This window comes from Streptomyces tyrfis (assembly GCF_037034285.1).
Lineage (GTDB): Bacteria > Actinomycetota > Actinomycetes > Streptomycetales > Streptomycetaceae > Streptomyces.
In genome coordinates this window covers 1-25844 of the sequence record NZ_JBAGJZ010000073.1, presented here as the reverse complement: position 1 = coordinate 25844, position 25844 = coordinate 1, and the positions used below count along the sequence as shown (strand labels likewise).

Sequence of the window (25844 nt, the reverse complement as noted above, 5' to 3'; positions counted from 1 at the left end):
CCGGCGACACCCGCCCCTCGAGCCCGGGGCATCGGCCGATCAGGGCCAGGTCAGAACCACGTCAGGACCGGGGCGTCAGCACCGCCTTCTCCGGCAGCCCGCCGTTGTTCTCACACTGCAGCTTCTTGGCCACGGCCAGGGACGCGGCGTGGATGATCTTCATGTTCTCCGCAAAGTGCTCCGGCGTCTTCTGCGCGGTGGCCTTCCCGTGGGTGAAGCCGCCGGAGATGCGCATCGGATTTTCCTTCGACCCCTTGAACTCAGGGCTCACGCACTCGAAATAGAGAGAAGCTCCTGCAGGGGCTGCTCCAGAATCCTTTCCCATGGTGTAGTCGCGCCCATTACGCGAATACGAGCCGTCCAAGTCCTCCGGTGCATACATATCGAAATTGATCCTCGCCCGGCTCTTCTGACCACCGTCTTTCGGGCTTATCTGGCACAGCTGGCCACCAATCGCCCATCTGTGCCCCGACACGTACGCATCCTTCAGCCCGTCAACGACCCGTTGCATACCTTTCCCGTTGGTCCAGGCAAAGGACGTCCCACCCGTGACGGACTCGACCGTCTTCTCCAGCGGACCCGCGAAAATCCCTCCACACACCTGCCCCGCCCCGACATAGTCCGGGGGCTCCTCCTTCCCGCACCCGGCTGCACCGACACCGACAGCCACCACCATCCCGACGACGCACCATGCCCGCTTCAGCCGTCCCACTCCCCTATGCCTCACCTTCGGATTCGATCCTGCCTTCTCCGACTCAGCCCCGGCCTCTCGCCCCAGCCGGACCGTGTGGCCACGGCCTACGGGTGTGGCGCGCCGGACGGGCGCGCGCGTTTCTTGGAGTCACTGAAGTCCGGAAATACCCCACCCATCGAGACCGGCACATCAGCCGATTCAGAGCGACGTCAGGACCGGGGCGTCAGCACCGGCTTCTCCGGCAGCCCGCCATTGTTCTCGCACTGCAACTTCTTGGCCACGGCCAGGGACGCGGCGTGCACGATCGTCATGTTCTCCGCCAAGTGCTCCGGTGTCTTCTGCGCGGTGGCCTCCCGGTGGCTGAAGCTGCCGACGATGCGCATCGGGCGCTCCTTCGATCCCTTGAACTGAGGACTCACGCACTCGAAATAGAGAAAGGCTCCTGCGGGGGCCGCCTCGGACAGCTTTCCCATGGTGTAGTGATGCGCGTCACCCGAATAGCCGTCGTTCAGGTCTTGCGGCGAATACATGCCGAATTCAATCTTCGAATGGTCCATCAGTCCACCCCCTTTCGGATTCAGCTCACACAGCCTGCCTCCTTGCGCCCATCTGTGTCCCGACTCGTACCCGGCCTTCAGTCCGTCCACGACTCGCCGCATTCCATTCGCGCCGCTCCAGGCAAAGGACGTCGCACCCGTGACGGACTCCACCGTCTTCTCCAGCGGACCCGCGAAAATCCCTCCACACACCCGCCCCGCCTCGACATAGTCCGGAGACTCCTCCTCACTTCCGCACCCCGCCGCACCAACACCGACGACCATTACCAGCCCGACAACGCACCAGACGCGCCTCGATCGAACCGCCCTCATACGCCTCGCCCCTCCTGCATCATTCGCCGAATCGGTCTCACGCCTGAGGATCATTGCCCTGCTGCTGCGCACGGGAGTTCCCGACCCCGTATCCGATCAGCATCGACTCCCTCAGGTCCTCACGGAATTTGGCGTCGGCAGCAGTTGTGTGTCGATCCAAGAAGTTCTCCATGGGCGACTCGGCCATGGACTCACCACCCTTATAGACCTTAGTCTTCTCATCCCGGGTGAGTTCCTTCATCTCTTCCTTGTGCTCATCCACGGAATTATCGGAAAGATCTCCGATGAACTGGCCGACGACGTTTTCCACGAGTCCGCTGCCCGCATCGGTACCCACCCCGATGAGTGTCGCCGCCGCACCTGCAGCTGCGACCTCTGGCAGAAAAGCAACCCCGGCGGCGATGCCCACGCCGGCTCCGAACTGGATCCAGCCGGACCGTGCAGCAACGGCCTTCTCGTAATCCTCGTGATTCTTTACGTTCGTCGCCTCGACCTGATCCGCACGGGACTGGTCGAGAGCGCCCTGCACTTCCGCACCCGTGCGCACCACCGCCCGCGCGTCACCCTCATTGATCTTTCCGTCCGAACCCACTTGGCGCTCCAACATGTTGGAGCTATAGATCTGCTCAGCAGTGGAGACTGTCGCGTACGCGTCCGGATGCTGGCCCAGGGTAGTGAGGAATCTGCGTGTAACGTCTCTCGCACCGCTTCCTCCCACGTCGGTGAAGTCGAGACGACCTTGCGAGGAATTTCCTGGCGCAAAGGAACTATCCGGATTGTCCTTTGTCAGGCCCCAGTTGATATCGTCGATGTATCCGGCAGCCATAACACCCAGACTGTCGGACATCGCCTCCTGCTTCTTGAGTAGACCTGGCTCTGCGGCGTACTTCTCCATGACCTTGCGCATGACTGCGGCGTTGTCCGCGTCTCGCATGACGCCCTCGTGCGGGCTGTCGTACGGATAGCCGAGAGTCGCCGCCTCCAATGCGTGCCCCAGCGAGTCCGGCATGTAGTTGAGCGACTTCCCCTGCTCCTTCGGATCAAGGGAGTCGACGTCCCCGTAGGACTCCCATTTCTCGTTACCGAAAAAGTCGAGATAATTGTCGATCGACTTGTCGTCCTTGCCCTTGCCGAGGTTGGCCGTCGCACCCTTGTTGACCGTGCCATCCTCGTTGTACGCGGTCGGCGGGTCGGAGAAGAAGTGCTTCGCAGCATCCGGGCTGTGCCCGAGCGCCTCCAGCATGGACACGGTCGGGTCGTAACCGGAGCCGTTGACGCCGGAGGGGTTGAACGGGTTCTTGAACGGGCTGTTCACCACCTTGTTCTGCGCGAAGAGGTACGGGTCTTTCTGATGCAGCTGGGCCACATGCTCGGCGATCGGGTTGAGGAACTTCGCGTCATAGTTGCCGTACCGCATGATGCCGCCGAGCAACTGGTAGCCGAAGGGAGCGTGGCTGTCGTACTTGGCCAGCGGGACGTGCTGCGTGCCCAGCTTGCGCAGCTCCGGACCCCATTTGTCGCTGAACTCCTTGTCGTGGGACGCGGTGGCCAGGTTGAGCCCCAGGTTCTTCTGGAGATCCTGGACATCCTTGAGGCGTTCCTTGTCGACCTTTCCGAAATCGTATGTGTCCGTCGAGAGCTGCCCGAAGAACGCGAGAGACTTCTCCGGGCCGAGCTTCTCGTAAAAGTTCTTCGCGAATTCTGGTGATTTAGCGTTGTCACGAAGCAGTTCGTTGAGCGCCTGGAGTTCGGTGTGGGTAAGGTCGCGCCCCTTGGCGGCGAGTGCGGCAGCGCGTGCCGCCTCCTCCTGGTCCAGGCTCGTGTACTTCGGCGCGTTGAAGTCCTGCCGGTCGGTGACGTTGGCCTCAAGCGCGTTCTTGAAGGCGACATCCGTGTCATTGCAGTTGTCGACGATCAGATCGATCTTCTTCTGCCACGCCTCGATACTGGCCTTCTCCTTGCGCAGGAGTTCGGAGTAGTCGGGGTCGTGCCGTGCGGCCGGGATCTCCGATATGGGGTTACGGGCCGTGACCTTGCCCTTGGCGTCGACATGGACACCGGCCGCCGGCCCCTCGTCGTCGCGGATACCGACCAGGTCGTCCTTGGCCTTCTTGATGGCCGTGTGGGCGTCCTCAAGGATCTGTTTGACACCCTTGGCCTCGGCTGCGGCGTCCTCGAACTCCTTGGCCGTCTTCCCGATGAACGCCTTGGTGACGCCGGCGTTGACGCCCTCCCACTCGGCCTTGTCGGCCTTGGCCTTCATGCCGTTGCGGGCGTCCTCGGCCAGACGATCCAGTTTGGTCGCCATCTCGGCCCAGTCATCGGCGGCCGTCTTCAGCTTGCCCACGGGCGCGTCGACGATGTCCTCGAACTTCAGCATGTGCCCACTCCCCCGACATACAACTTCAGGTACTCGTTCTACTTCAGGTACTCGTTCAGCTTGGAGACCGAAATCAGATCACCGGCGATCTGGACGTCGTCCTTCGCGTGGGCCGCCTTGCTGTAGTCGAGATGATTCGAGATCTGCGCGCAGGCGTTCAGAAGCGTCCGCAGATGCGTGTTCCACCTGTCATGGACCTTCAGCAACGCCGCCCCGCTCGAAAAGTTGCCATTGTTCAACGCGAGCGATGCCTCGAACGTCGAAGGTCGGGCGTGGTCACCGTCCTTGGAGAGCCGAGTGTGCAGCCCGTACGCCTCATGACCAATGGAACCCAAGTTGTCCTGATTTACCGCCAGATCGGCCTTACCGGTTCCACTTCGCCCGCCATTCCCGTCATCAACACCGTTGAGTCTCGTATTGACCCTTTGCGTCGACTCCGCACGAAGTGTTGCCCACTCCTCGTCAAACGCCATAGATCCCCCATGATCGCGCACTTGGACGGCCGCCACAGTCGCAGACGCGGCCACGAGTCACTCGCCTCTCAATATAGCGAATCAGCTTTCCCCTCAGAAAGATCCGCAAATAAGCACATTGATGCGCCATTTCCGACCAATCTGACGTGAAACCAATCGCCCTCGAAGCTGGCACTGCTACATGTCGATCAGAGGATCACTGGGTTTACTCGCCGAGTATGTATCGGACGTGTGGAGCTTTGAAGTAGCTGGCGACATTGCGGGGCCGGCGTTGTCGGCGGTGGAAGAACCTGCGGATTCCGGGGGCGAGTTCGGCCTGGTTCCTGGCCCGGTGGGTATGGGGCGGGCCACGTTCGAGGTCGGCGTCGACCGGCTCGTCCGGGTTCGGCTCGGGTGAGCACGGAAGGCAGGAAGTACGCCTCGACCTCGACCTTGCAGCCGATGACCTGGACCGAGCGGCCTCCGCACGATCGAGTACGCCCGCCCGGCACGCGCATACGTCGCGCCGGGCGGACTTTCCCCTCCCGCCGGAACACCCAGAAGGACCGGCACGCACCTCGGCCACGGCCCAGGGCCGGTTACCGGCATCGGGCAGATTCCGCGCCTCAGCCGCACTCCTGTTTCTCGAGTGCGGCGGGCACGTATCCATCGAGGAATTCCTTCAGCGCCTTACGACGGTCGGCCACGTTCTCGGGCACCGGATCGTTCTCGGCGAGTTCGACGAGTACGGCGCCTTTCCGCGCCGACTGGCCGCCTGCGCACTGCGTCACGGAAAGCGCGAAGCGGTCGAGGACGCGGTCGCCCCGGTAGCGCGCTCCGTCCTTTCCCCCTGCTCCCTTCCCCAGCCTCAGATACCAGTCCGCTTCCGCGAAGGGGTCCGCGTCGGCGTCCAGTACGTCCCCCAGAACGGACAGCGAGGGCCGCCCGTCGACGGTGAGCGCACAGCGGAGACGGCCGGGTACCGAACCGGAATCCCGTTCCACGAGTTCCTTGCCGCCCGGCAGCAAGGGCGCCAGCGCGGCCTTGTCGACGTCAATCCCGCACAGCCGGTCCGGCACCGCGTAATCACGCCCCCCGCTGCCACCGCCACAGGCCGAGACGGCCACCAGGATGGCGCAGAGGCTGGCGATGAAGCCCGTGCGATGTGAGAGAAGCCGGATACGAAGCCGGCTGGTCAAGCGGTTCACTGGTCCCCCAAAGGCCCTTGGCCCAGCTGTCGCCCTCGAAGGCCGGGCCGTTGATCTCGTCGGTCGCGGTGCAGACGTTGCGCCCGCTGTCCGGGTTGGCGGCCTCGCTGCCGAGCGGGCTCGGCCAGCCGCTGCTCTCGCCGTAGAACTCCGGAGCCCGGTCAGCGGGACCTCCCAGGCTTGGGAAGCAGCTTGAATACCGGTGCCTCCGGCAGACCGCAGTAGTTCTCGCACTCAAGCTCCCTCACTACCTCGATCGAGGCGGCGTGAAGTGCCCTCAAATTGCCATTGCGATATTCGCGCGTTCCCGGTGCACGGCTCTTGCCATGCCCGAACCCACCCTCTATACGCGGCGGATGCTCCTCCGACTCCTCCAGCTGAGGGCTGACGCACTCGAAGCAGAGCGTCGCACTCGCGCTCTCCACCTACACGTCGACTACCCAGCCTCGCTCGCCCTCGCCCTCGCCCTCAGCCGACACCGATGGCACTGCGGAACTCATCCATCGTCATCGGCCTGTCGTCTGGTCACCCGGTGGCATGGATATGGCCATCTCCGCCCCGAATTCCGTGTACGTAGTCCTGCTGACCCTCCCGTCCCGTGATGCCTCCTGCTTCAGCAGGTAGTAGGGGGACTGGGGGCTGACGAAGTAAACGTCCCCTGCCAGCCCTTCTGCGCCAGCCTCGCGGCGAAAGGGCGTGCGCTGGTGCAACTCGTCCCGTCCTTGCAGTACATGCTGCCCCCTCCGTCTCCGGTGTGCCGCCGACCTCCATGCGGAAGCCCTGCTTCGGATCCCAGGACCTCTTCTGAGTCGCCCCCACGAAGGCGGTAGTCGTACCCGTGGCGCTGAACGACGTCTCGCGCATGACCTTGTTGACCGCGTCGATACGCACCGAGGCCGCCGAGCCATGGCCTCCCGACGAGGAGTCCGCCCCTTGCCACAGCCAGCTGCGGCACTGGCGAGGATCAGTGCGGCGGCGAGGCTGTGGAGGACCGGCTTGCTACGTCGAGCAAACACGAGACTCCCCTTCAGAAAGGCGTCCGAGGCATGCGGTCCGCCTTCGGCAACTGACCCGCACGCGCGTCGAGTTCACCGTGTCAACGCCCCAAACTGTCACCCGACGACCCAGGACCGTTCCGCCAACACGGCGAACCACGTTCACACGGTCGGGCCGCCCTGGTCCGGAGCCCTGCCATAGAGCAAGCCGGCTCCTGGGCCGCAGCCCGACGGCGAAGCTCAGGGGGCGTACGGAGGCTGCTGGTACGCCTGCGGTGACTGCTGATAGCCCTGCGCCGACGGGGCCGAAGCCGCAGCCCGCCGACGGGAACGGGTGACCAGGAAGGCAGACGCTGCACCGACGATCGCGACCGCACCGACGCCAAGACCGATCCAAAGACCCGTGTTATCGCTCTCATCGGACGCAGGGGCCGCTGTCGGCTTCTCTTCGCCCCCCGAGGCGCCGTCTCCCTGAGAAGGCTTTGAGGACGGGCTGGGACTGGGGCCGGGGCTCTCGGCCGCCGCGAGATCAGGGAGCGGATACACACCGGCTGGACCGGGGTCCCCTGGATTTTTCAATACGAAACGGGGACGAACAATCCCGTAACCAATGTGGTCGTTGCGTTGCGCACCATCGGACGGGCCGCCGACTGTATTGAGCAGAGCCCGCAACACCTGGTTATTAGTCCACTCCGGATATTTGGACCAGATCAGCGCGGCGGACGCAGAAACAATGGCCGCGGCGTCACTGCTGCCACTGGTTCTGCAAAGCTTGGTACCCGTACTGCAACCATGCACCATATCCACGCCCGGGGCCGATAGATCAACTTCCGGGCCGTATCGAGAAAAGTCGGCCTTGTGCAGGTCTTTCCCGATCGCCCCCACGCCGACGACTCCTGGAGTCGCAGCAGGATACGAGACAGGGTTTCCCTTGTCGGCACCGTTCCCTACGGCCGCGAAGATAAGCGCACCTTTATCGATGGCATATTTCACGGATTCCTCGAGTTGCTGCGATCCCCCGAGCGTGTCCCCGACCGATGCGTTGATGATTTTCGCACCGTGATCGACGGCGTAGCGAATTCCCGCAGACAAGTCTTCGTTGAAATACTTGCTCGCAGTCCCTCCATTCACTTTACCAACATTATCCCTCAGGCGAATCGGCAGGATTTTCGCTCCCGGAGCAAGCCCGAAAGAACCACCACCACCGCGCACATTGCCAGTGCCAGCGATAATGCTTGCCATGCCGGTTCCGTGATCGCGGTAGTCGGTCCGCTCATCGCCCGGCGAGTCCTTCGCCAGATCAAGCCCCTTGAGTACGCGCCCCTGAAGGTCCGGGATGGATGCGTCCACGCCTGTATCGAGAACAGCTACGGTGACGCTTTCCCCCGTACTAAAATTCCACATCTGCTCAGCCCGCATTGCGTCCAAGTACCATTGGTCTGAACGGACAGAGCCCGAGTACGCAGGACTGGCACCCAGTAGCAGCAGTGCCATTGCGGACGAGGCGGCAATTCCGCGACGGAAGACCGCCACACTGCTGGTACGCATCCCATTCCCTTTTCTGGTTTTTGCTAATCAGTCGATCACCGGCGGAACAACCCGCCGGTCGCCTTGTTGCCAGGTCTCCTCGTCTTCCACGAGGTAATCGGGTCGCTCCCGCTCATCACGGCGTGGCTCTCCGGCTCTCGGACTGTTCAAGGCTCCGCGGCCCACCTGCCCGGCTCCTCGGCTGCCATCTCCGCTTGCCGAACCTCTTACCAGACCCGTGCCTCCTGGTGTGAAAGGACGAGCCCCCGAACCACCAGGCTGCTGAGGGCGGCCTCCCACCACGCCGCCCGCCTCTCCCGCCAGTCGGCGGCCGCCGACGATCCCACTCTGACCGCCGCCTCCGACGCTCCCCATCCCGGCACCGTGCCCCATCATTCCGCGCCCGGCATAAGTGCCCTCGCCACCTGCTACGACGCCGCGAGGGAGAGCGCCCATGGGGCGGCCTGGCGTCTGCGCGACCTGACGGCCGCCGACGATGCCGCTGTCCCTGGCCGGCCTCCCCACGGATTCACCACCTGGGTTCCCAATGACCGAAGTCATCGGCGGGCGAGAGAAACCCGTTGTCCTGCCACCGCCATTCGTCAGCGGAGGCTGAACCGTGGATCCGCCGCCCATGCCTGGTGGCATCGCGACAGGTGTCACGGACAAACCGATATCGGGCTTCCCCAGGCCCGGCACACCGGGCTGATTCACCGAAGGGTTCGCTGGAGTCTTCGGCAGAGTCGCAACGCTGTCGATCTCCATGTCCACCGGGTGGGACGCGGTACCGTCAGCCGGGGCCGTCACGCTCGAGTGTGCAGTTGAGGGCGCCGTCACCCCACCAGGCGATCCATGGTGGGCGACGGGCACCGAAACGCCCCCCGACACCGCGCCAGCAGCGCCCGTCCCGACCCCGGCGGCACCCGCTACCGCACCCCCGTCGGCGACATAGCCCTCGGCCGCACTGTCGTATTCCTTCCCCGTGGCCTCCGGCGAAATAACCTGCGGCGGCGGCGGGAACTCCGGCTTCTCCAGGGTTTTGATCCTCTTCGCCGAATGGTTGTACGCCTCAGAGAGCTTCGTCATCTCCCTGGCCATGGCATCCTTCTCCGTGCGCAGCTCTTTCACCAGTGCCAGCGCGTCCGGGTCGTTCGGCGTCGAGAGTGCCGCCTTCAAAGACGCCCCCGCGCCCGCCTTCGGACGGGGCGCTGCCGCCTTGGCCGAGGCGATCGCTTCAGCGGCCTCGCCGAGTCGCTTCGACGCCTCCCGGCTGAACGCACCCAGCCGCAGGGTGGCGTTGGCCAGGTCGGCACTCCAGGTGCGGAACGAGTTCGCTCCCTCGCCCTTCCAGTCCACGAACTGTGGCCGGATCTTCAGCTCTTCGCCGATCTTTTCGATCTCGGTCGCGGCGCTCGACAGACTGTCGGACGCGGCCCGGACCGCTTCGCTGTTCGCCTTGTCCAGCCACTCACTCATCTGCTCGTGCGACATGCCGTCGAACGGTGTGGTCTCCATCGCGTTCCCCCGTCTCTCCCGGTGTCAGCCAATGATCAAGGTCATCAGATGCCTGCGCCGCCCGCCGCGCCGCCCGGCGTCGACTTCGCGACGGCCGACTTTCCGCTGCCGGGCTTCCCCTCCTCGGGGACCGGGTTGTACTCCCCCTTGTAGTGCGCCTGCGTGTCGTTCTTGATCGCGAGCATGCGTGCGCGGATGTCCTCGTCGAGGTTCTCGTAGCCCTTGTGCGCCGCCAGGACCGCGATGCTCAGGCCCTCGATGGAATCCGACAGCAGCTTCGAGAGGGTCTCCAGCTCCGAGACGACCTCCTTGTACGCGGCGTGCAGGCCGGAGGCCTCCATCCAGGCGGGGTCGCCGAACTGGGTGAGGCCGATGGAGACTTCGCCCAGCTTCGCCGGGGCCGCCGGAGACTCCTTGAGGCTGCGCAGCAGCTCGTCGATTCGTTCACGGAACTTGGTGAACGACGAGAGCTCGGTGACCAGGTCGCCCACCGCGGTCTGGGCGACGGCGCCGATCGGGCTGATGAAGCTCAGCGCTCCGACACCGCCCATGACCGCCGACGACAGTGGCGAAGTCTCGACTCCCGGTTCGTTCTCTCCCACAGCAACCCCTCCCCCGTCCGGCAACAACCGATCGCTGCTCAGATGTTCACCTTAGTCAGCCCTCATGACAATGCGCATCTCCGGGTTGCAGATGCAACCCGGATCACGCCACCGGTGCGTCGTCGACGCACCATCGGTACTGAGGTCAGGAGTTGGGGGTCGCGACGGCCGACTGGGGTCTGATGGGGAGGCGGTTGACCGGGCGGCCGGTGGCGGCCCGGACCGCTGCGGCGACGGCGGCCGGGGAGGTGACGACGGGGACAGCGGAGGCGGGTTTGGCGCCGAACGGGGCGACCACGTCGCGTTCTTCGAGGAGTTTGACGATGCGAATGTCGGGCGCGTCCAGGGCGGTCGGGAGCGCGTAACCGGTGAGGTCGGGGTGGCGGACGAGGCCGCGGGCGGTGCGGAGGTTCTCGGTGAGGGCGGCGCCGACGCCCTGGGTGACGCCCGCCTCGATGCGGGCCGCGAGCTGGGACGGGTTGAGAATCCGGCCGACGTCCTGGGCGACCGCCATCTCCACGACGCGTACGGAGCCGAGTTCGATGTCGACATCCACCACCGCGCGGATCGCGCAGAAGGCGAGGCCGACGAAGGCGTCGCCCTGGCCCGACTCGTCCAGTGGCTCGGTCGGGTGGGGGCGGCACTGGGCGGTGGCCCAGAGTTCCTTGCCGTCCATGGCCTCGGTGACGGTGGTGGACAGCACCCCGTCGTACGACGTGATCTTGCCGTCGTTGATCTGCAGCAGCTCTGTGGACATGCCGAACTTGTGGGCCAGCGGCTGGAGGAGCTGCGTGCGGACCATCTTGGCGGCGCGTTCCACCGCTCCGGCGGACACCCAGGTGTGGCGGCCGTGCGTGGCGGGGCCGGCCGGGGGCTGGTCGGTGTCGACGGGGGCGACGTGCACCTCTTCGATGCCCAGGGTCTCCTGGACCACCTGACGGGCGAGGGTGGCGAAGCCCTGGCCCGTTTCGACCGCGGCGCAGATCACCGTGGCGACGCCGTCGTGGACCCGGACCGTGGCCGTGGAGACCTCGTCGGCGCCCTCCGCGCCCAGCATGTGGACCATGCCGAGCGCGTAGCCGACGCCCCGTCGGACGGCGCCGGGTTCGCCGGCTCCCTCGGGGCCGCCCGGGAGCAGCCAGTCGTCCTGGGGGGTGTCCTTGGGGAGAGCGGGGAGGGGAAAGTCCCTTACGGCTTCGAGGAGTTCTGCCACGGGGGCGGGGCAGGTCACCGTCTGGCCGGTGGGCAGGATGTCGCCGGTGGCCAGGACGTTGCGCAGGCGGAGTTCGGCGGGGTCGACGCCGAGTCTGGCGGCCAGCTTGTCCATCTGGCCCTCGTAGGCGGCGCAGACCTGCATGGCGCCCTCGCCGCGCACATGGCCGGACGGCGGGTTGTTGGTGCGGACCGCCCAGCCCTCGATGAAGGCGTGCGGCACGACGTACGGTCCGCACGCGAACGCGACCGCCGCGGCGAGCGATTCGGCGGAGGAGTCCGCGTACGGGCCCGCGTCGAGCAGGAGTTGCGCCTCCACTTTGACCAACCGGCCCTCACTGTCCGCGTGGTGACGGTAGCGCAGGAGGGTGGGGTGGCGGTGGGAGTGGCCGAGGAAGGACTCCTCGCGGGTGGCGGCCAGTTTGACCGGGCAGCCGGTACGCAACGCCAGGAGCCCCAGGGGAAGTTGGAAGCCGGGCTCCTCGCGGTCGCCGGTCGCGCCGGGGACGCCGGTGACGACGACCTTCACCCGGTCGGGTTCGAGGCCGAAGCAGGCGGCGGCGAGGTCGCGGTCGGTGTGCGGGTCGGTGGAGGCGGTGTAGAGCTCCACGCCGCCGTCGGGGCGGGGCACGGCGAGTCCGGCCTCGGCGCCGATGGGGGCGGGGTCCTGGCGGCCGATGCGGTACAGGCCCTCGACGATGACGTCCCCGGTGACCTCCGGATCGCCGTAGCGCAGCGGGATGTGGCGGATCAGGTTGCCGTCGGGGTGCAGCGGTTCGGCGGCGAAGGCCTGCTCCGGGTCGGTGACCGGTTCGAGGACCTCGTACTCGACGACGATGGCCGCGGCGGCGAGACGGGCGGTGTCGGGGTGGTCGGCGGCGACCGCGGCGATCGGTTCGCCGTGGTGGCGCACCATGTCGGAGGCGAAGACCGGGCGGTCGACGACCTTGCGCCCGTACGTGCCCTCCCCCGGTACGTCCGCGTGGGTGATGACGGCCCGGACCCCCGGCATCCGGGCGGCGCCCGAGGTGTCGAGGGAGACGATGCGGGCGCGCGGATGCGGGGAGCGGAGGACGGCCGCCCACAGCAGGCCCTCGGCCCAGAGGTCGGCGGCGTACGGGAAGGTGCCCTCGGTCTTCGCGCGCGCGTCGGCGGGCAGGAGGGAGGCGCCGATGCCGTACGCGGGCGGCTCGGCGTCGGCTCCCCCGGCCGGCGGGGCGGCGATCCGTGTGCTGGTCGCGTTGGCCGCGGTGGCCGCGTCGTTGCTCACGCCATGCCTCCGTCCTGCGGGAGCGGCTGGGCACCGGCGGCGCCCGGGGCCGTCTGGTGCGGGATGTGGACCTCGTCGGGCTCCGGGGACGTGGAGTCCGACGAGACGGGGGCGGTCTGGGCCTCGCGAGCGGCGACGACCTCGTTGACGGCGTCGAGGACGCCGCGGTAGCCGGAGCAGCGGCAGAGGTTGCCGCAGAGTGCCTGGCGCGTCTCCAGTTCGCTGGGGGCGTGGTTGCCCTCCAGCAGGTCGTGGACGGTCATCGCGATGCCCGGGACGCAGAAGCCGCACTGCACCGCGCCGCAGTTGGCGAGGGCGCGCTGGACGTCGGACGGTTCGCCGTTCACGGCGAGGCCCTCGACCGTACGGACCTCGCTGCCGGCCGTGGTCGCCGCGGGGACCAGGCAGGAGGCGACCAGCCGCCCGTCCACCTGGACGTTGCAGGCGCCGCACTCGCCCTGCGAGCAGCCGTCCTTGGCGCCAGCGAGGCCGAGGCGCTCGCGGAGCACGTAGAGCAGCGACTCGCCGATCCAGGCGTCGGTGACGGGGCGGTCGGCGCCGTTCACCCGCAGGACGTAGGAGACGGCGGGGTGCTCGTCGGGGATGCCGAGGGGGTGGGGGTCGGCGGCGGGCTGAGGGCCGACGGGTTCTCCGTCGGCAGGCGTCGGTTCCGGTTCCGGTGCCGGTGCTGGCGCCTGTGTCGGTGCCTGTGCCTGTGCCTGTGCCTGTGTCGGTGCCGACACCGGAGCCGGTGCCGCTTCGTCGGGATCGGGAGAAGGGTCGGCTGAGGCGTCGACGGGGGAAGTCTCGGCGGGAGAGGCCTCGACGGGAGAAGGGCCGGCGGGGTGGAGGCCGGTGTCGTGCCGATCGGCCGTGTGCCCGGCGGTGGCACGCGGATCGATCGCATGCGTGGCCGCGGCCTGCGGATCGGTCGTGTGCGGTTCGGTCGCGTGCGGCGGGGTGGTGGCGTCCGCGTCGGCCGTACGCGCCTCGGCGGCGTCCGGTTCCTCGGGGTCCGGACCGGCGGTGTCCGGTACAGGGGGCCGGGACTCGCCGGGGTGCGCGTCCGGTGACGAGGCCTCGGGGCCGGACTCCGCCGGCGGCGCGGCGGCAGGCACGTCGGGGACGGCGTCCGGTACGGGAACGGTCTCCGGTACGGGGACCGCGCCCGGTACGGCGGCGGTGTCCGGTACGGGGGCGGCGAAGGCCGGGGCGGACTCGACCTCGGCCCCGGACTCGGGTCCGGCCGGGGCCTCGTGGTGCGGCGGGGTTTGTACGGAGTTCCGGGGCGACGCGGGGGACGCTACGGAGACGGGGGCGCCCTCGGTGCCGGGCGCGGTGGTCCGCACGGCCTCGGAGTCCGCCTCGGGACCGGTCTCGGAACCGGCCCCAGGACCCGTCTCGGGGCCGGTCTCAGCGATCAGTTCCGGGGCCGTTGCGGGGGTCGCGTCCGGGGCCGACGCGAGGGCCGTTTCGGGGGGCGTTTCGGAGGCCGCTTCGGGTGCCGGGAAGGCCCCCTCGTACGCCACGGGGGAAGCCCCGGGGAACCCGGCGTCGGCTGCCCCGGACGGCTGTGCCGCGGGGGCGGTGGGCGGCTCCGCGACGGGTGTGACGGGCGCGGCGGGCGCGGCGGGTGTGGCGGGCGCGGCGGGTGTGGCGGGCGCGGCGGGTGTGGCGGGCGCGGCGGGTGTGGCGGGCGCGGCGGCGGACTCCGCGGCCCGGGGCCCTTGCTCCGGCTCGATGTCCGCACCGGGGGCGGGCACGGGCCGCGGCGCGGGCTCCTGCCCGGAGGGCGACTCGGCCGGAGGTCCGGCCGGGGCCGCCGCGGGGGTCCCGGTCCCGGCTACGGGCGCGGGGGCCCGCTCGGGCTCTGCCACGGGCTGCCCGGTCGCCCAGGGCGCGGGCGCGCCACCCGGCAGCGTGGCGGGCGGGGTCCGGTCCGCGTACCACTGGGCGGCCAGGGCGGAGGCCGCGAACTCACCCGACTCCTCCGGCAGATCGCCGTCGGCGACCGGAATCGTCCACTGGCCGGTGTGACCGGTGCCGCCGGTGTGAGCGGGCCGACCGGCATGGTCCGGGTGACCGGCGTGGTCCGAGTAACCAGCATGGTCTGGGTGACCGGCGTGGTCTGGGTGACCGGCGTGGTCCGGGTGACCGGCGTGGTCCGGGTGACTCATGGGGTCCGAGTGACCCATGCGGTCCAGCTGACCGGCCTCGGCACCGGGCTCGGTCCCGGGGACGGCCGGGTCGATCGGGGCGCCTTGGCCGGGCTGGACGCCCGCGTCGATGCGACCGGTGAGATCGGTGTGTCCGGTGTGGTGGGCGTAGTCGGCCGGGGCGGTGAAGTCGGCGTGACCCGCGTGCCCCGTGTGGTCGGTGAAGTCCGTGTGACCGGCGTGACCGGCGTGACCGGCGTGGTCCGAAGGGGCGGCGTGTGTCGCCGGGCCGTTGTGGCCGACGTGGCCGACATGGTTCTCCCGCGCGCCCTGGCCGGCGAGCCCGGCCGGCCCGTCGTAGCCGTCGTGCTCGGGGCGCTCGACGTACCCGGTGTGCTCGGGGTGCCCCGGTTGTCCGTCGTACCCGGCCTGGCGGGGGTGGCCCGTGTGGTCGGTGTGTCCGGACGGGACGGTGTGGTCGGGGTGCCGCTCCTCGTAGCCGGCATAGCCCTCGTAACCGCCGTACCCGGAAAGGTCGATGTGCCCGGTGTGGGCGGAGTGCTCGGTGTGACCGGCGAAGTCGGCCGCCCCGACGCCCCCGGTGTGACCGGTGCCCCCGGTGCGCCCGGAGTGGTCGCCGAACTCCGCTGCCTCGCCATGCCCCGCCGCACCGGCGGCAGCAGCGGCAGCGGCAGCGGCCGCATCGGCGTACCCCGCCTGTCCGGGGTTCCCCGCGTGGCCGACGGGACCGGCCTGCTCGGCGTCGGCGGCCTCGTGGAAGTTCCACTGGCCCGTCGCGGACGGCGTCTCCCCGTACTGCGGCTGCCCCGTCTGCTGCACCGGCGGTGTCTGCTGGGGGTAGCCGTACCCGTACGGCGACTGCTGCTGGTTCGGGTCCGGCCAGTGCACCGCCTCCGGGACCTGCGGCGCGGCCTGCTGCTCCGCGCCCGCCTCCGGCTGCGACCGGTCCTCCGGCGGCAGCACCCAGTTCTGCGTGCTCGCCGGGTCGAAGCCGGCCGCGGGGGTCAGCGGCACGATCATCGGCGGCACATAGCCGTGGCCGGGCGCGGCCAGCGGGATGTTCGCCAGGTCCTCCGGCGGCAGGTGGACGAAGGCGGTCGCGTCGGAGTCGAACTCGCCGCCCTGCGGCGTCGGCTGCCAGCTCCCGTACTGCGGCTGCGGCTGTGCCTGCTCCCGCTGCCCGTGCGGTTCGTTCCGGTCCTCGTTGCTCACGACAGTGCCCTCCCCAGCGCGCGTCGGGCGAGTACGGCGACGGTGCGTCGCAGGTGCAGTACGGCGGGGGGCAGCGGTGGTGCCTCTCCCCCCTCGACGGGCGGCGCCTGGTCCGGGACGCAGGCCGCGGCGACGTACTCGCCGAAGGCGGCCAGCGCCTCGGGCGCCAGGCCCCGGCTTCCGTCCCAGTCGATCAGTGAGGCGATCCAGTGCTCGGCCTCCAGCGGCCGCAGCGGCATCGGCGCGATGGCGCCGACCGCGCACCGCACCCCGCGCCGGGCCGGGTCCAGGACTATCGCGACGGAGGCGGTGGCCCGGCCGGGGCCGGTGCGACCGGTGGCCTTCAGGAAGACCTGGGGGGCGTGCAGCAGCGGCACCCGGACGAAGCCGATGAGTTCGGCCGGTTCGAGCATGGCGCGGCCGGCCAGCAGGTGCGAGACGGGGATCTCGCGGCGGGCGCCGTCGGGACCCGCGACGACCAGATCGGCCTCCAGCGCGGCGAGGACCGGAAGGGCGTCTCCGGTCGGCGCGGCGGTGGCGATGTTGCCGCCGAGCGTTCCAGCGTTGCGGATCTGGGGCGGACCGGCGGCACGCGCGGCCGCGGCCAGGGCGGGGATGAGGGCGGCGAAGTCGGGCCGCCCCATGCGCGCGTGGGTGAGTCCCGCGCCGAGCAGGGCGTGACCGTCCTGGTAGTGCCAGCCGCGGAGCTCGCTGATGCGGCCGAGGCCGACGAGTCCCGAGGGACGCAACAGCCCCTTGTTGACGGCCGACATCAGGTCCGTCCCACCCGCCACGGGAACGGCGGCAGGCATGGCGTCGAGTGCCGCCACGGCCTCGTCGAGCGAGGCCGGCAGCGTCACGGACTGCGTCGCCTGCGGTGCGTGCGTGGTCAACCCAGCTGCCCCTTCCCGGTGTCCCGGCTGTCCGGCTTGTATCGCCGTACGGTACGTGCTCAAAGCCTGGACGTGGCAACTCTGGCACATCTTCCGACCACGCCGACGCGAGGGTCCACGAAGGGTGTATGCGTCCCTGAACAGGGAGATGATCCCGATTCGCTCCGCTTCGACATGGAGTGGGAATTGCCACTGTTCGGCGAATCCTGCGCGGAGTTGTCCCACCGTTGACCCGTTGTTGACTCGTCGTCGACCCGGTGGCCGTGTCGTCGTCCTATGCCGTCCCCTTGCGGTCCCGTTGCCGTTCCGTCGACGTCCGCTCGGCGTCCTGTTCTCGCAACGCGAAACAGGACCGATGTCCTGGACACGGGCCGGCCGCGGTCTCCCGCGATGCGGTGCGCCTCCGTTCTCGTCGCGTTCCCGTTCCGGAACGGCTCCGGCCGCCGCGATCCCGGAGGGGCAGCACGGCGGCCGGACACGGCACGGACGGGGGACGGGCCGAAGACGGACGGAAGAGACAGGCGGAAGACGGGCAGGAGGACGGACGGGGGACGCGACGAGGAACGGACAGGGGACGCGACGAGGAACGGGTGGGGGACGCGACGAGGCGGACGAGCACGTACGGGCCGTGTACGAGCCGGGCCGGGCGAGGCCCGGACGGCGCCGCACCCCTCCCCCCAACCTCCCGCAACCTCCCCCCCTCGGCCCCCTCCCCGGGTCACACGTTCGGGGGCGGTCCCTCCAGCGGGCGGCCGAGCACGCCCGGGCGCTGCTGCCAGGGCAGCGGGCCGGACGGCGGCCGGTAGTCGACGCCGAGCGCGTCGAGTCGGGCATAGTGCGCGGCCATCCGGCGCTCGAAGGCGGCGAAGTCGCGGTCGGCGGAGGCGGGCAGCGGCGACCAGGCGACCTCCGCGAACGCGGCGAGGCGCGGGAAGACCTGGTAGTCGACCCGGGCCCGGTTCTGCATGACCTCGGTCCAGACGTTGGCCTGGGTGCCGAGGACGTGCCGGGCCGCCTCCTCGGAGAGGCCCGGGGGCACGGGCTCGAAACGGTAGACGTCCTCCAGGGTGCGGATGAAGCCGATGGGCATCGGCTCGTCGGGTCCGCCGTCCTGACGGTGGTCCAGGTAGACGTGCTGCTCCGGGCACATCACGACGTCGTGGCCCGCCTCGGCGGCCGTGACGCCCCCGCCGTAGCCGCGCCAGGACGAGACGGCGGCGCCCGCCGGAAGGCCGCCTTCCAGGATCTCGTCCCAGCCGATGAGGCGGCGTCCGCGCGCGGTGAGCCAGGCGTCGAAGTGCCGGATGATCCAGGACTGGAGCTCGTCCTCGTTGGCCAGGCCGAGTTCGTCGATCCGGGACTGCGCGGCCGCGGAGTCCTTCCACTGCTCCTTGCGGCACTCGTCGCCGCCGATGTGGATGAACGGCGAGGTGGCGGCCGGGAAGAGCTCCAGGACCTCTTCGAGGACGCCCTCGAAGAAGCGCAGGGTGTTGTCAGTGGGGGCGAGTACGTTGGCGTTGATGCCCCAGGTGTCCCAGACGGAGAGGGTGGTGGTGTCGATGACGTCGGTGTTGCCCAGTTCCGGGTACGCGGCGATGGCGGCCTGCGAGTGCCCCGGGATGTCGATCTCGGGCACGACCCGGATATGCCGCTCGGCGGCGTAGGCGACGATCTCGCGGATGTCGTCCTGGGTGTAGTAGCCGCCGTGCGGGGTCTCGTCCCACAGCTCCGAGGCCCGGTGGCCGTGCTTGGTGCGCGACCGCCAGGAGCCGACCTCGGTGAGCCTGGGGTGGCGCTTGATCTCGATGCGCCAGCCCTGGTCGTCGGTCAGATGGAAGTGGAAGACGTTCAGCTTGTGGGCGGCGATGAGGTCGAGGTAGCGCAGCACGTCGTCCTTGGGCAGGAAGTGCCGGGCCACGTCGAGCATCATCCCGCGCCAGCCGAAGCGGGGGGCGTCCTCGATGCGGACGGACGGGACGGTGCGCCGGGCGCCGGGGGCGACGGGGGCGCGGCGGAAGGCCTCCGGGCCCAGGAGCTGACGGAGGGTCTGCGCACCCCAGAAGACGCCCGCGGGCCCGCCGCCGGTGATCCGTACGCCGTGGCCGGGCGTCGACGCCAGCCGGTAGCCCTCGGGTTCCAGGGCGGGGTCGAGGTCCAGCCGGATGGTTCCTGCGGCGTCCTTGCCGCCGGGCGCCAGCGGGAGGCCGAAGGCGGCGCCGAGGGTGGAGCGCAGCCAGCGTTCGGTGCTCTCGGTGCCGGGGGCCGCCGTGATGGTGGTGGAGTGGTCCAGCGCGAAGCCGTCCGGCCGTCCGTGGCCGTCGCCCGTGCCGGGGCCGCCGTTCGTGCCGGGGTCGCCGGGGCCGCCGTTCGTGGCGGCGCCGCCGGGGTCGTCGAGGCTCACGGGTGCCGGGATCAGTTCCATGTCCATGACGTCAGTCCTTTACCGCTCCGCCCAGTCCCGAGACCAGGCGGCGCTGTACGAGTACGAAGAAGACCAGGACGGGAATGGTCATCACCGTCGAGGCGGCCATGATCCCTCCCCAGTCGTTCTCGTCGGGTTTGAAGAAGACCAGCAGCGCCATCGGGAGCGTCGACTGGGAGGTGTCGCTGATGATGAACGACTTCGCGAACAGGAAGTCGTTCCAGGTCGAGATGAACGAGAAGACGCTGGTGGCGACGAGGCCGGGGAAGACCAGCGGGAAGAGGATCTGCCAGAGGAAACGGGTGCGGCTGGCGCCGTCGATGTACGCGGCCTCCTCCAGCGCCTCCGGCACGGCCCGGACGAAGCCGCGCAGCATCCAGATCGCGAACGGCAGCGAGAAGGCGAGGTGCGGCAGGATCAGCGAGCCGAGCGTGTTCAGCTGTCCGAAGTCCCGCATCAGGAAGAACAGCGGGATGGTGAGCGCCTCCACCGGCACCATCTGCGCCACCAGGAACATGATCAGCAGCGTGGTGCGGAACCGGAAGCGGAAGCGCGTCACGGCCGTCGCCGCGAGGAAGGCGATCAGCGCGGAGGCGATGACGACCGTGCCGGCGACGACCAGGCTGTTGAGGAAGTACCGCCCGAAGTCCTGCTGCTCGAAGACCCGGCGGAACGAGTCCAGGGACGGCGACAGGGTCCAGGGGCGCGGTTCGGTGGACTGGATCTCGCCGGCCGGCTTGAGGGCGGAGAGCACCATCCAGTACAGCGGGAAGGCGACGGCGACGGCGATCAGCAGGGCCGCGGCCTCGGCGGCCAGCCGGCCGGGCCGGCGGACGCGGAGTGTGTTCCACGCGCTCACAGTTCCTCCCCACGGCGCCGCGTCAGGCGCAGGTGGACCAGCGTGACGGCCAGCAGGATCAGCAGCATCACGACGCCGATCGCCGAGCCGAGGCTGTACTGCGAGGACGCGAACGCCTTCTGGTACGCGTACACGTTGAGCACCAGGTTCTGGCCGGCGATGCCGCCGCCGTTGGTCATGACGTAGATCTGGGTGAAGACCTTGAAGTCCCAGATGATCGACTGGATGGTGACGACGAGCAGGATCGGGCGGAGCATCGGGGCCATGACCGACCGCCAGATCCGCCACTGCGAGGCGCCGTCGAGCGCGGCCGCTTCGAGGATCTCGGTCGGGATCGCCCGGATGCCCGCGTACACGGTCACCATCACGAACGGGAACGAGCACCAGAGGACTTCGAGGAGCACTAGGGCGAAGGCGCTGTAGCGCCCGTACGTCCAGGAGAAGTCGCCGAGGCCCAGCACCCGGTTGACGGGGCCGAAGTCCGGGTCGAAGAGAAACACCCAGACGGTGGAACCGGTGACCGCGGGGGTCGCCCAGGCGCCGAGCGCGGCCATCATCAGCACCAGGCGCGGCACGGCCCGGATCCGGGTCAGCAGCACGGCGAGCGCGCAGCCGACCAGGAGGGTGGCCAGGACGCAGGCCGCGGCGAAGACCACGGTCGCCAGGAGGACCGACCAGAACTGGCCGTCCCCGAAGAGCGTCGCGTAGTTCCCGAATCCCTGGAAGGTGGTGGGTTCGCCGCCGCTCACCTGGGCCTGGGTGTACTCCAGGAAGGAGATCAGGCCGAGCTGGTAGATCGGGTAGACGAGCAGCCCGCCGAGGACGACGAGCGCGGGCAGCAGATAGAGCCAGGGTGTCCAGCCGGAGCGGCGCGCGGGGGAGGCGGGGCGGCGGCGGGGCGGGCGGGGGCCGGCCGTCCCGGTCCCGCCGACCGCCCCGGGCGTCTTGTACGCCGTGCTGTTGACGGTCATGGTCAGCCCGCGTCGGCGAACGCCGCGTCCATCTTCTTGGCCGCGTCGTCCGAGGCCGCCGCCACGTCCTTGCGGCCGCTGACGATCTCCTGGAACATCGTCGGCAGCACCAGCGAGGAGTCGACGGTGCCCCAGCCGGACGAGGCCGGGACGAACTTGGCGCCCGCGCCGAGCGTCCTGACGAACGGTTCGACGAACGGCTCCTTCTTCGCGGCCGCGTCCCGTACGTCCGTGTACGTCGGCAGGAAGCCCATCGCGTCGAACATCTTCTCCTGGGTCCGCTTGCCGGTCAGGGACTTCATCAGGTCCACGGCGAGGGTGCGGTGCGGGCTGCTCCGCAGCACGCCGATGTTGTTCCCGCCCGCGAACGCCGGGGCGATGGAACCCGCCTCGACGCCGGGCAGCGGCACCACCGCGTACTTGCCCTTCACCGCGCCCGCCTCGACGGCGGCGTGGCTGAAGTCGCCGCCGATCGCCATGGCGGCCTTGCCGGAGGCGAACGCGGTGACCGTCGCGTTGCCGCCCATGGCGGCGCACTTGGCGGCCGGGCAGTTGTCGTCGCCGAAGAGCGAGGTGTACGCCTCGATGCCCTTGCGGGCCTTGTCGCTGTTGATGGCGGCCTTGTACGCGCCGCCGCTCTCCTCGGCCAGTTCGCCGCCGTTCGCCCAGATGAACGGCACCGCGCCGTAGGTGTAGGCGCCGCCGACGGCCAGGCCGTACAGGTCGGGCTTCTTCTGGTGGATCTTCTTCGCGGTGGAGATCAGTTCGGCCTGGGACTTGGGGGCCTCGATCCCCAACTCCTCGAAGACGTCGGTGCGGTAGTACAGCGCGCGCACGCCGACGAAGAGGGGCGCGCCGTAGACCTTGCCGCCGACGGTGACGGACTGCCGGGCGGTCGGGTCGGTGTCCTTCGCCTCGTCCCAGGCGTCGAACTCCTTGCTGACGTCGGCGAGCCCGCCGTCCTTGACGTAGCCGGCGGTGTCGGTGTTGCCGTACTCGATGAGGTCGGGGGCGCTCTTCGGGTCGTTGAACGCGGCCTTGATGCGCTGGGCGCGGGTGTCGACCGGGATGTACTCGACCTCGGCCTTCACGCCCTTGTGCGCCTTCTCGAAGTCGGCTATGGCCGCGTCGACGACCTGCTCCTTGGGCTTGTTGCCGACCTCCTGGAAGAGCCAGACCCGCAGCGTGCCGGTCTTCTCGTCCCCCTCGGCCCCGGTGTCGGAGGTCTGCGGCGCGCAGGCGGTGGCGGTGAGCCCCGCCAGGACAAGCGCCGCAGCCGGGGCGGCAATTCGGGCAGATAGCTTCATCCGGGAACCCCTACCGGTAGGCGTTGCAGTATGTGCAACGCGCGTTTCGTCCTGCACAACTGGCAGGAGAGTAGGTGCGCGGACAGAACGCCGACAAGTGGTCTCAACCACTCTGTGACCCAGTGGTGCAAGGCGTGCAACGCGGACAAGGCGGAGGAGCCGCCCGCACGGGGCACGGCCGCCGCCGTCTCCGGGCGGGACGGGGCGGCGCACCCGGGAGCGCTGGGGCACGGGGCCGGGCAGGGGGCGCGGGACCCGGAGCACGGGGAGCCGGGACGAGGCCGGCGGAGCGCGGCCGAAGCGGGGACGGCCGAAGCGGGGACGGCCGAAGCGGGCACGGAAGCGACGTACGGGCGGGGCCGCATACGAACCGGGGCCACGTACGAACCGGGCCCGCGCACGAACCGGGGCCGCGCATGGCCGAAAACCGCTCACGGGCGGTCCGCGGTACGGGACTCCGGCGCCGGTCCCCGAACCGGGGCGCCCCGCACCCGTACCGCGACGCCCCGTACCGCGACGCCCCGCGCCGCAGCGCCCCCGTACCGCGACGCCCCGCGACAACGCGAAAGGTCCCCGGGGCGCGCGTCGACGCGCTCCGGGGACCCCGAGTCCTGATGCCCGAACAACCCCGGGCAGACCGTTCCGGACCGCCCTGGACCGTTCCGGGCGAATCCGGACCGTTCGCGGACTACTTCTTGTCCTTGCCGCCCTTGTCCTTGTCGCCGCCGGCGCCCATGGACTCGTAGATCTCCTTGCACAGCGGGCAGACCGGGTACTTCTTGGGGTCGCGCCCCGGTACCCAGACCTTGCCGCACAGCGCGACCACGGGGGTGCCCTCCAGGGCACTCGCCATGATCTTGTCCTTCTGGACGTAATGGGCGAAGCGCTCGTGGTCGCCGTCGCCGTTCGACACCTGTGGCGTCGGTTCTACGAGGGTGCCCGTCCCTGCCCCGCGCTCGGGCTCAAGAGTGCTCATAGAGGCCAAGGGTACTGAAAGCCCGGGACTTCAGTTCAGCGAAGGGTCGTCGGGATAGGTCGCGATCATGGCGAGTTCGCTGCGCTGGCGGCGCAGGACCGCCCGCCAGAGGTTCTCCGGGCGCGGCGAGGAGACGTCTCCCGGCTCGGACTCGACGACGTACCAGGCGCCGCCGCTCATTTCCTTCTCCAGCTGCCCGGGGCCCCAGCCGGCGTATCCGGCGAAGATCCGCAGCGAGCCGAGGGCGGCGGCCAGCAGTTCCGGCGGCGCCTCCAGGTCGACCAGGCCGATCGCCCCGTACACCCGGCGCCAGCCGAGGGGGCCCTCGTCGCCGGGGATGACGGCCACGCCCAGCGCCGAGTCGAGCGAGACCGGGCCGCCCTGGAAGACGACGCCCGGTTCGCCGGTCAGCCCGGCCCAGGACGTCAGGATGTCGCCGACGCCCACCGGGGTCGGCCGGTTCAGGACCACGCCGAGCGAACCCTCCTCGTCGTGGTCGAGGAGCAGCACCACGGCACGGTCGAAATTCGGGTCCGCGAGCGCGGGAGTGGCCACGAGCAGTCGCCCTGTGAGCGAGGACACCTCGGTCATGGCAGAAATGATCCCGCATCTCGGCGCTCCGCGGGGACCCGGCGGGTCCCCCGGTCGCCGGCGCGGCGCACGCACAGCTCAGGGCGCACGGATGCACGAGGAGCGCGCGTACCGGAGGGCTTAGCGGACGGTGACCCTCCGCAAGAGGGGGGACGCAGAGCGTGTTGTGGCGAATCCATGACGTACGCGCACCCCCGGTGCCCTGCCGGAGGGGGGACGATGGGCCATTACCCTTTCGTTTGGCCCCTGCCCGACCACTCCGGAACGCGAGATTCATGACCGGCACAGACGATGTCCTGCTTGTCCACGGCGGAACCCCGCTGGAGGGCGAGATCCGCGTCAGAGGCGCCAAGAACCTGGTGCCGAAGGCGATGGTCGCCGCGCTGCTCGGCAGCGGGCCCAGCCGGCTGCGCAATGTGCCCGACATCCGCGACGTGCGGGTGGTGCGGGGGCTGCTGCAGCTGCACGGCGTGACGGTGCGGCCGGGTGACGAACCGGGCGAGCTCGTGATGGACCCGACCCATGTGGAGAGCGCCAACGTCGCGGACATCGACGCCCACGCGGGGTCCTCGCGCATCCCGATCCTCTTCTGCGGCCCGCTGCTGCACCGGCTGGGCCACGCGTTCATCCCCGGTCTCGGCGGGTGCGACATCGGCGGCCGGCCGATCGACTTCCACTTCGACGTGCTGCGGCGGTTCGGCGCGACCATCGAGAAGCGGGCGGACGGCCAGTACCTGGAGGCGCCGCAGCGGCTGCGCGGCACCAAGATCCGGCTGCCGTACCCGTCCGTGGGCTCCACCGAACAGGTGCTGTTGACGGCGGTGCTCGCCGAGGGCGTCACCGAGCTGTCCAACGCGGCGGTCGAGCCGGAGATCGAGGACCTCATCTGCGTGCTGCAGAAGATGGGCGCGATCATCTCGATGGACACCGACCGGACGATCCGGATCACCGGTGTCGACCGGCTGGACGGTTACACGCACCGGGCGATCCCGGACCGCCTGGAGGCGGCCTCCTGGGCGTCCGCGGCGCTGGCCACCGAGGGCAACATCTACGTACGGGGCGCGCAGCAGCGTTCCATGATGACCTTCCTGAACACGTTCCGCCGGGTCGGCGGCGCGTTCGAGGTCGACGACGAGGGCATCCGCTTCTGGCACCCGGGCGGCGCGCTGAGCGCCATCGCGCTGGAGACGGACGTGCACCCCGGCTTCCAGACCGACTGGCAGCAGCCGCTGGTGGTGGCGCTGACGCAGGCGTCGGGCCTGTCCATCGTGCACGAGACGGTCTACGAGTCGCGCCTCGGCTTCACCTCCGCGCTCAACCAGATGGGCGCGCACATCCAGCTCTACCGCGAGTGCCTGGGCGGCTCGGACTGCCGCTTCGGCCAGCGCAATTTCCTGCACTCGGCGGTGGTGTCCGGGCCGACGAAGCTCCAGGGCGCGGACCTGGTCATCCCGGACCTGCGCGGCGGCTTCTCGTACCTGATCGCCGCGCTGGCGGCGCAGGGCACCTCGCGGGTGCACGGCATCGGCCTGATCAACCGCGGCTACGAGAACTTCATGGAGAAGCTGGAGAAGCTCGGCGCCAAGGTGGAGCTGCCGGGCGGATCCCTGGTCTGAGCCGGGCCGCGGCGCGGGAGGGTCCGAGGGCCGGCAGGTCCGGGACCGGCGCCCGCCGGGGCCCGGGGCCCGCTGACCACGACCACGACCGACCGT

Annotated in this window: 17 protein-coding genes and 1 pseudogene; 1 reads left to right on the top strand and 17 read right to left on the bottom strand. The window is 69.5% G+C overall.

Annotated elements, in window-relative coordinates; genetic code table 11:
- Positions 1-61: 61 nt before the first annotated feature.
- The 17 genes and pseudogenes from WA762_RS33750 to WA762_RS33670 form a co-directional block, all read right to left on the bottom strand.
- Entirely contained in the window at positions 62-712 is a 651-nt protein-coding gene (locus WA762_RS33750; protein ID WP_335941314.1) for a hypothetical protein, read from the bottom strand.
- A 191-nt stretch (positions 713-903) separates the two neighbouring features.
- Positions 904-1251 (bottom strand): hypothetical protein, encoded by a 348-nt coding sequence (locus WA762_RS33745; protein WP_335941312.1) that lies wholly within the window; start codon positions 1249-1251, stop codon positions 904-906.
- Between the two features lie 349 nt (positions 1252-1600).
- A complete protein-coding gene (locus WA762_RS33740; RefSeq protein ID WP_335941310.1) occupies positions 1601-3943 on the bottom strand; it encodes a hypothetical protein in 2343 nt (780 codons plus the stop codon).
- Positions 3944-3981: 38 nt separating this feature from the next.
- Positions 3982-4416: a hypothetical protein gene (locus WA762_RS33735; RefSeq protein WP_335941309.1), complete on the bottom strand. Its 435-nt coding sequence runs from the start codon at positions 4414-4416 to the stop codon at positions 3982-3984.
- 605 nt (positions 4417-5021) lie between these two features.
- Positions 5022-5594: a hypothetical protein gene (locus WA762_RS33730; protein WP_335941307.1), complete on the bottom strand. Its 573-nt coding sequence runs from the start codon at positions 5592-5594 to the stop codon at positions 5022-5024.
- 1244 nt (positions 5595-6838) lie between these two features.
- The gene (gene mycP, locus WA762_RS33725) at positions 6839-8092 is read right to left on the bottom strand and encodes a type VII secretion-associated serine protease mycosin (RefSeq protein ID WP_335941315.1); all 1254 of its coding nucleotides are present in this window, start codon (positions 8090-8092) and stop codon (positions 6839-6841) included.
- An 81-nt stretch (positions 8093-8173) separates the two neighbouring features.
- The gene (locus WA762_RS33720; RefSeq protein ID WP_335941306.1) at positions 8174-9640 is read right to left on the bottom strand and encodes a hypothetical protein; all 1467 of its coding nucleotides are present in this window, start codon (positions 9638-9640) and stop codon (positions 8174-8176) included.
- Positions 9641-9684: 44 nt separating this feature from the next.
- Complete coding sequence (locus WA762_RS33715; protein WP_335941304.1) at positions 9685-10191, bottom strand: hypothetical protein; 507 nt, start codon at positions 10189-10191, stop codon at positions 9685-9687.
- A gap of 196 nt (positions 10192-10387) precedes the next feature.
- The gene (locus tag WA762_RS33710; RefSeq protein WP_335941302.1) at positions 10388-12724 is read right to left on the bottom strand and encodes a xanthine dehydrogenase family protein molybdopterin-binding subunit; all 2337 of its coding nucleotides are present in this window, start codon (positions 12722-12724) and stop codon (positions 10388-10390) included.
- Positions 12721-13764 (bottom strand): annotated as a pseudogene (locus WA762_RS35860) ((2Fe-2S)-binding protein); the annotation flags it as partial. The pseudogene WA762_RS35860 and the gene WA762_RS33710, both read right to left, overlap by 4 nt.
- 2345 nt (positions 13765-16109) lie before the next feature.
- Positions 16110-17006, bottom strand: a complete 897-nt coding sequence (locus WA762_RS33700) for an FAD binding domain-containing protein (protein ID WP_335941300.1) — start codon at positions 17004-17006, stop codon at positions 16110-16112.
- Positions 17007-17724: 718 nt separating this feature from the next.
- Complete coding sequence (locus WA762_RS33695; RefSeq protein ID WP_335941299.1) at positions 17725-19434, bottom strand: beta-N-acetylhexosaminidase; 1710 nt, start codon at positions 19432-19434, stop codon at positions 17725-17727.
- Between the two features lie 4 nt (positions 19435-19438).
- Entirely contained in the window at positions 19439-20287 is an 849-nt protein-coding gene (locus WA762_RS33690; protein ID WP_335941297.1) for a carbohydrate ABC transporter permease, read from the bottom strand.
- Positions 20284-21258, bottom strand: a complete 975-nt coding sequence (locus WA762_RS33685) for a carbohydrate ABC transporter permease (protein WP_335941296.1) — start codon at positions 21256-21258, stop codon at positions 20284-20286. Before WA762_RS33685 ends, WA762_RS33690 begins: the two co-directional genes overlap by 4 nt.
- Positions 21259-21260: 2 nt before the next feature.
- Positions 21261-22565, bottom strand: coding sequence for an extracellular solute-binding protein (locus WA762_RS33680; RefSeq protein WP_335941295.1), 1305 nt, complete (start codon positions 22563-22565; stop codon positions 21261-21263).
- A gap of 688 nt (positions 22566-23253) precedes the next feature.
- Positions 23254-23541 (bottom strand): DUF3039 domain-containing protein, encoded by a 288-nt coding sequence (locus WA762_RS33675; RefSeq protein ID WP_335941293.1) that lies wholly within the window; start codon positions 23539-23541, stop codon positions 23254-23256.
- Positions 23542-23571: 30 nt separating this feature from the next.
- Positions 23572-24132, bottom strand: coding sequence for a YqgE/AlgH family protein (locus WA762_RS33670; RefSeq protein WP_335941291.1), 561 nt, complete (start codon positions 24130-24132; stop codon positions 23572-23574).
- A gap of 275 nt (positions 24133-24407) precedes the next feature.
- On the opposite strand from WA762_RS33670, the gene murA reads away from it, so the two are divergent.
- Entirely contained in the window at positions 24408-25748 is a 1341-nt protein-coding gene (murA, locus tag WA762_RS33665) for a UDP-N-acetylglucosamine 1-carboxyvinyltransferase (RefSeq protein WP_335941289.1), read from the top strand.
- The last annotated feature ends 96 nt before the right edge of the window (positions 25749-25844 follow it).

Coding starts and splice junctions, on each gene's coding strand:
- WA762_RS33740 (WP_335941310.1), bottom strand. CDS start 3,943: ATGCTGAAGTTCGAGGACATCGTCGACGCGCCCGTGGGCAAGCTGAAG.
- WA762_RS33685 (WP_335941296.1), bottom strand. CDS start 21,258: ATGACCGTCAACAGCACGGCGTACAAGACGCCCGGGGCGGTCGGCGGG.
- WA762_RS33670 (WP_335941291.1), bottom strand. CDS start 24,132: ATGACCGAGGTGTCCTCGCTCACAGGGCGACTGCTCGTGGCCACTCCC.
- WA762_RS33680 (WP_335941295.1), bottom strand. CDS start 22,565: ATGAAGCTATCTGCCCGAATTGCCGCCCCGGCTGCGGCGCTTGTCCTG.
- murA (WP_335941289.1), top strand. CDS start 24,408: ATGACCGGCACAGACGATGTCCTGCTTGTCCACGGCGGAACCCCGCTG.
- WA762_RS33675 (WP_335941293.1), bottom strand. CDS start 23,541: ATGAGCACTCTTGAGCCCGAGCGCGGGGCAGGGACGGGCACCCTCGTA.
- WA762_RS33745 (WP_335941312.1), bottom strand. CDS start 1,251: ATGGACCATTCGAAGATTGAATTCGGCATGTATTCGCCGCAAGACCTG.
- WA762_RS33735 (WP_335941309.1), bottom strand. CDS start 4,416: ATGGCGTTTGACGAGGAGTGGGCAACACTTCGTGCGGAGTCGACGCAA.
- WA762_RS33715 (WP_335941304.1), bottom strand. CDS start 10,191: ATGGGCGGTGTCGGAGCGCTGAGCTTCATCAGCCCGATCGGCGCCGTC.
- mycP (WP_335941315.1), bottom strand. CDS start 8,092: ATGGCACTGCTGCTACTGGGTGCCAGTCCTGCGTACTCGGGCTCTGTC.
- WA762_RS33720 (WP_335941306.1), bottom strand. CDS start 9,640: ATGGAGACCACACCGTTCGACGGCATGTCGCACGAGCAGATGAGTGAG.
- WA762_RS33695 (WP_335941299.1), bottom strand. CDS start 19,434: ATGGACATGGAACTGATCCCGGCACCCGTGAGCCTCGACGACCCCGGC.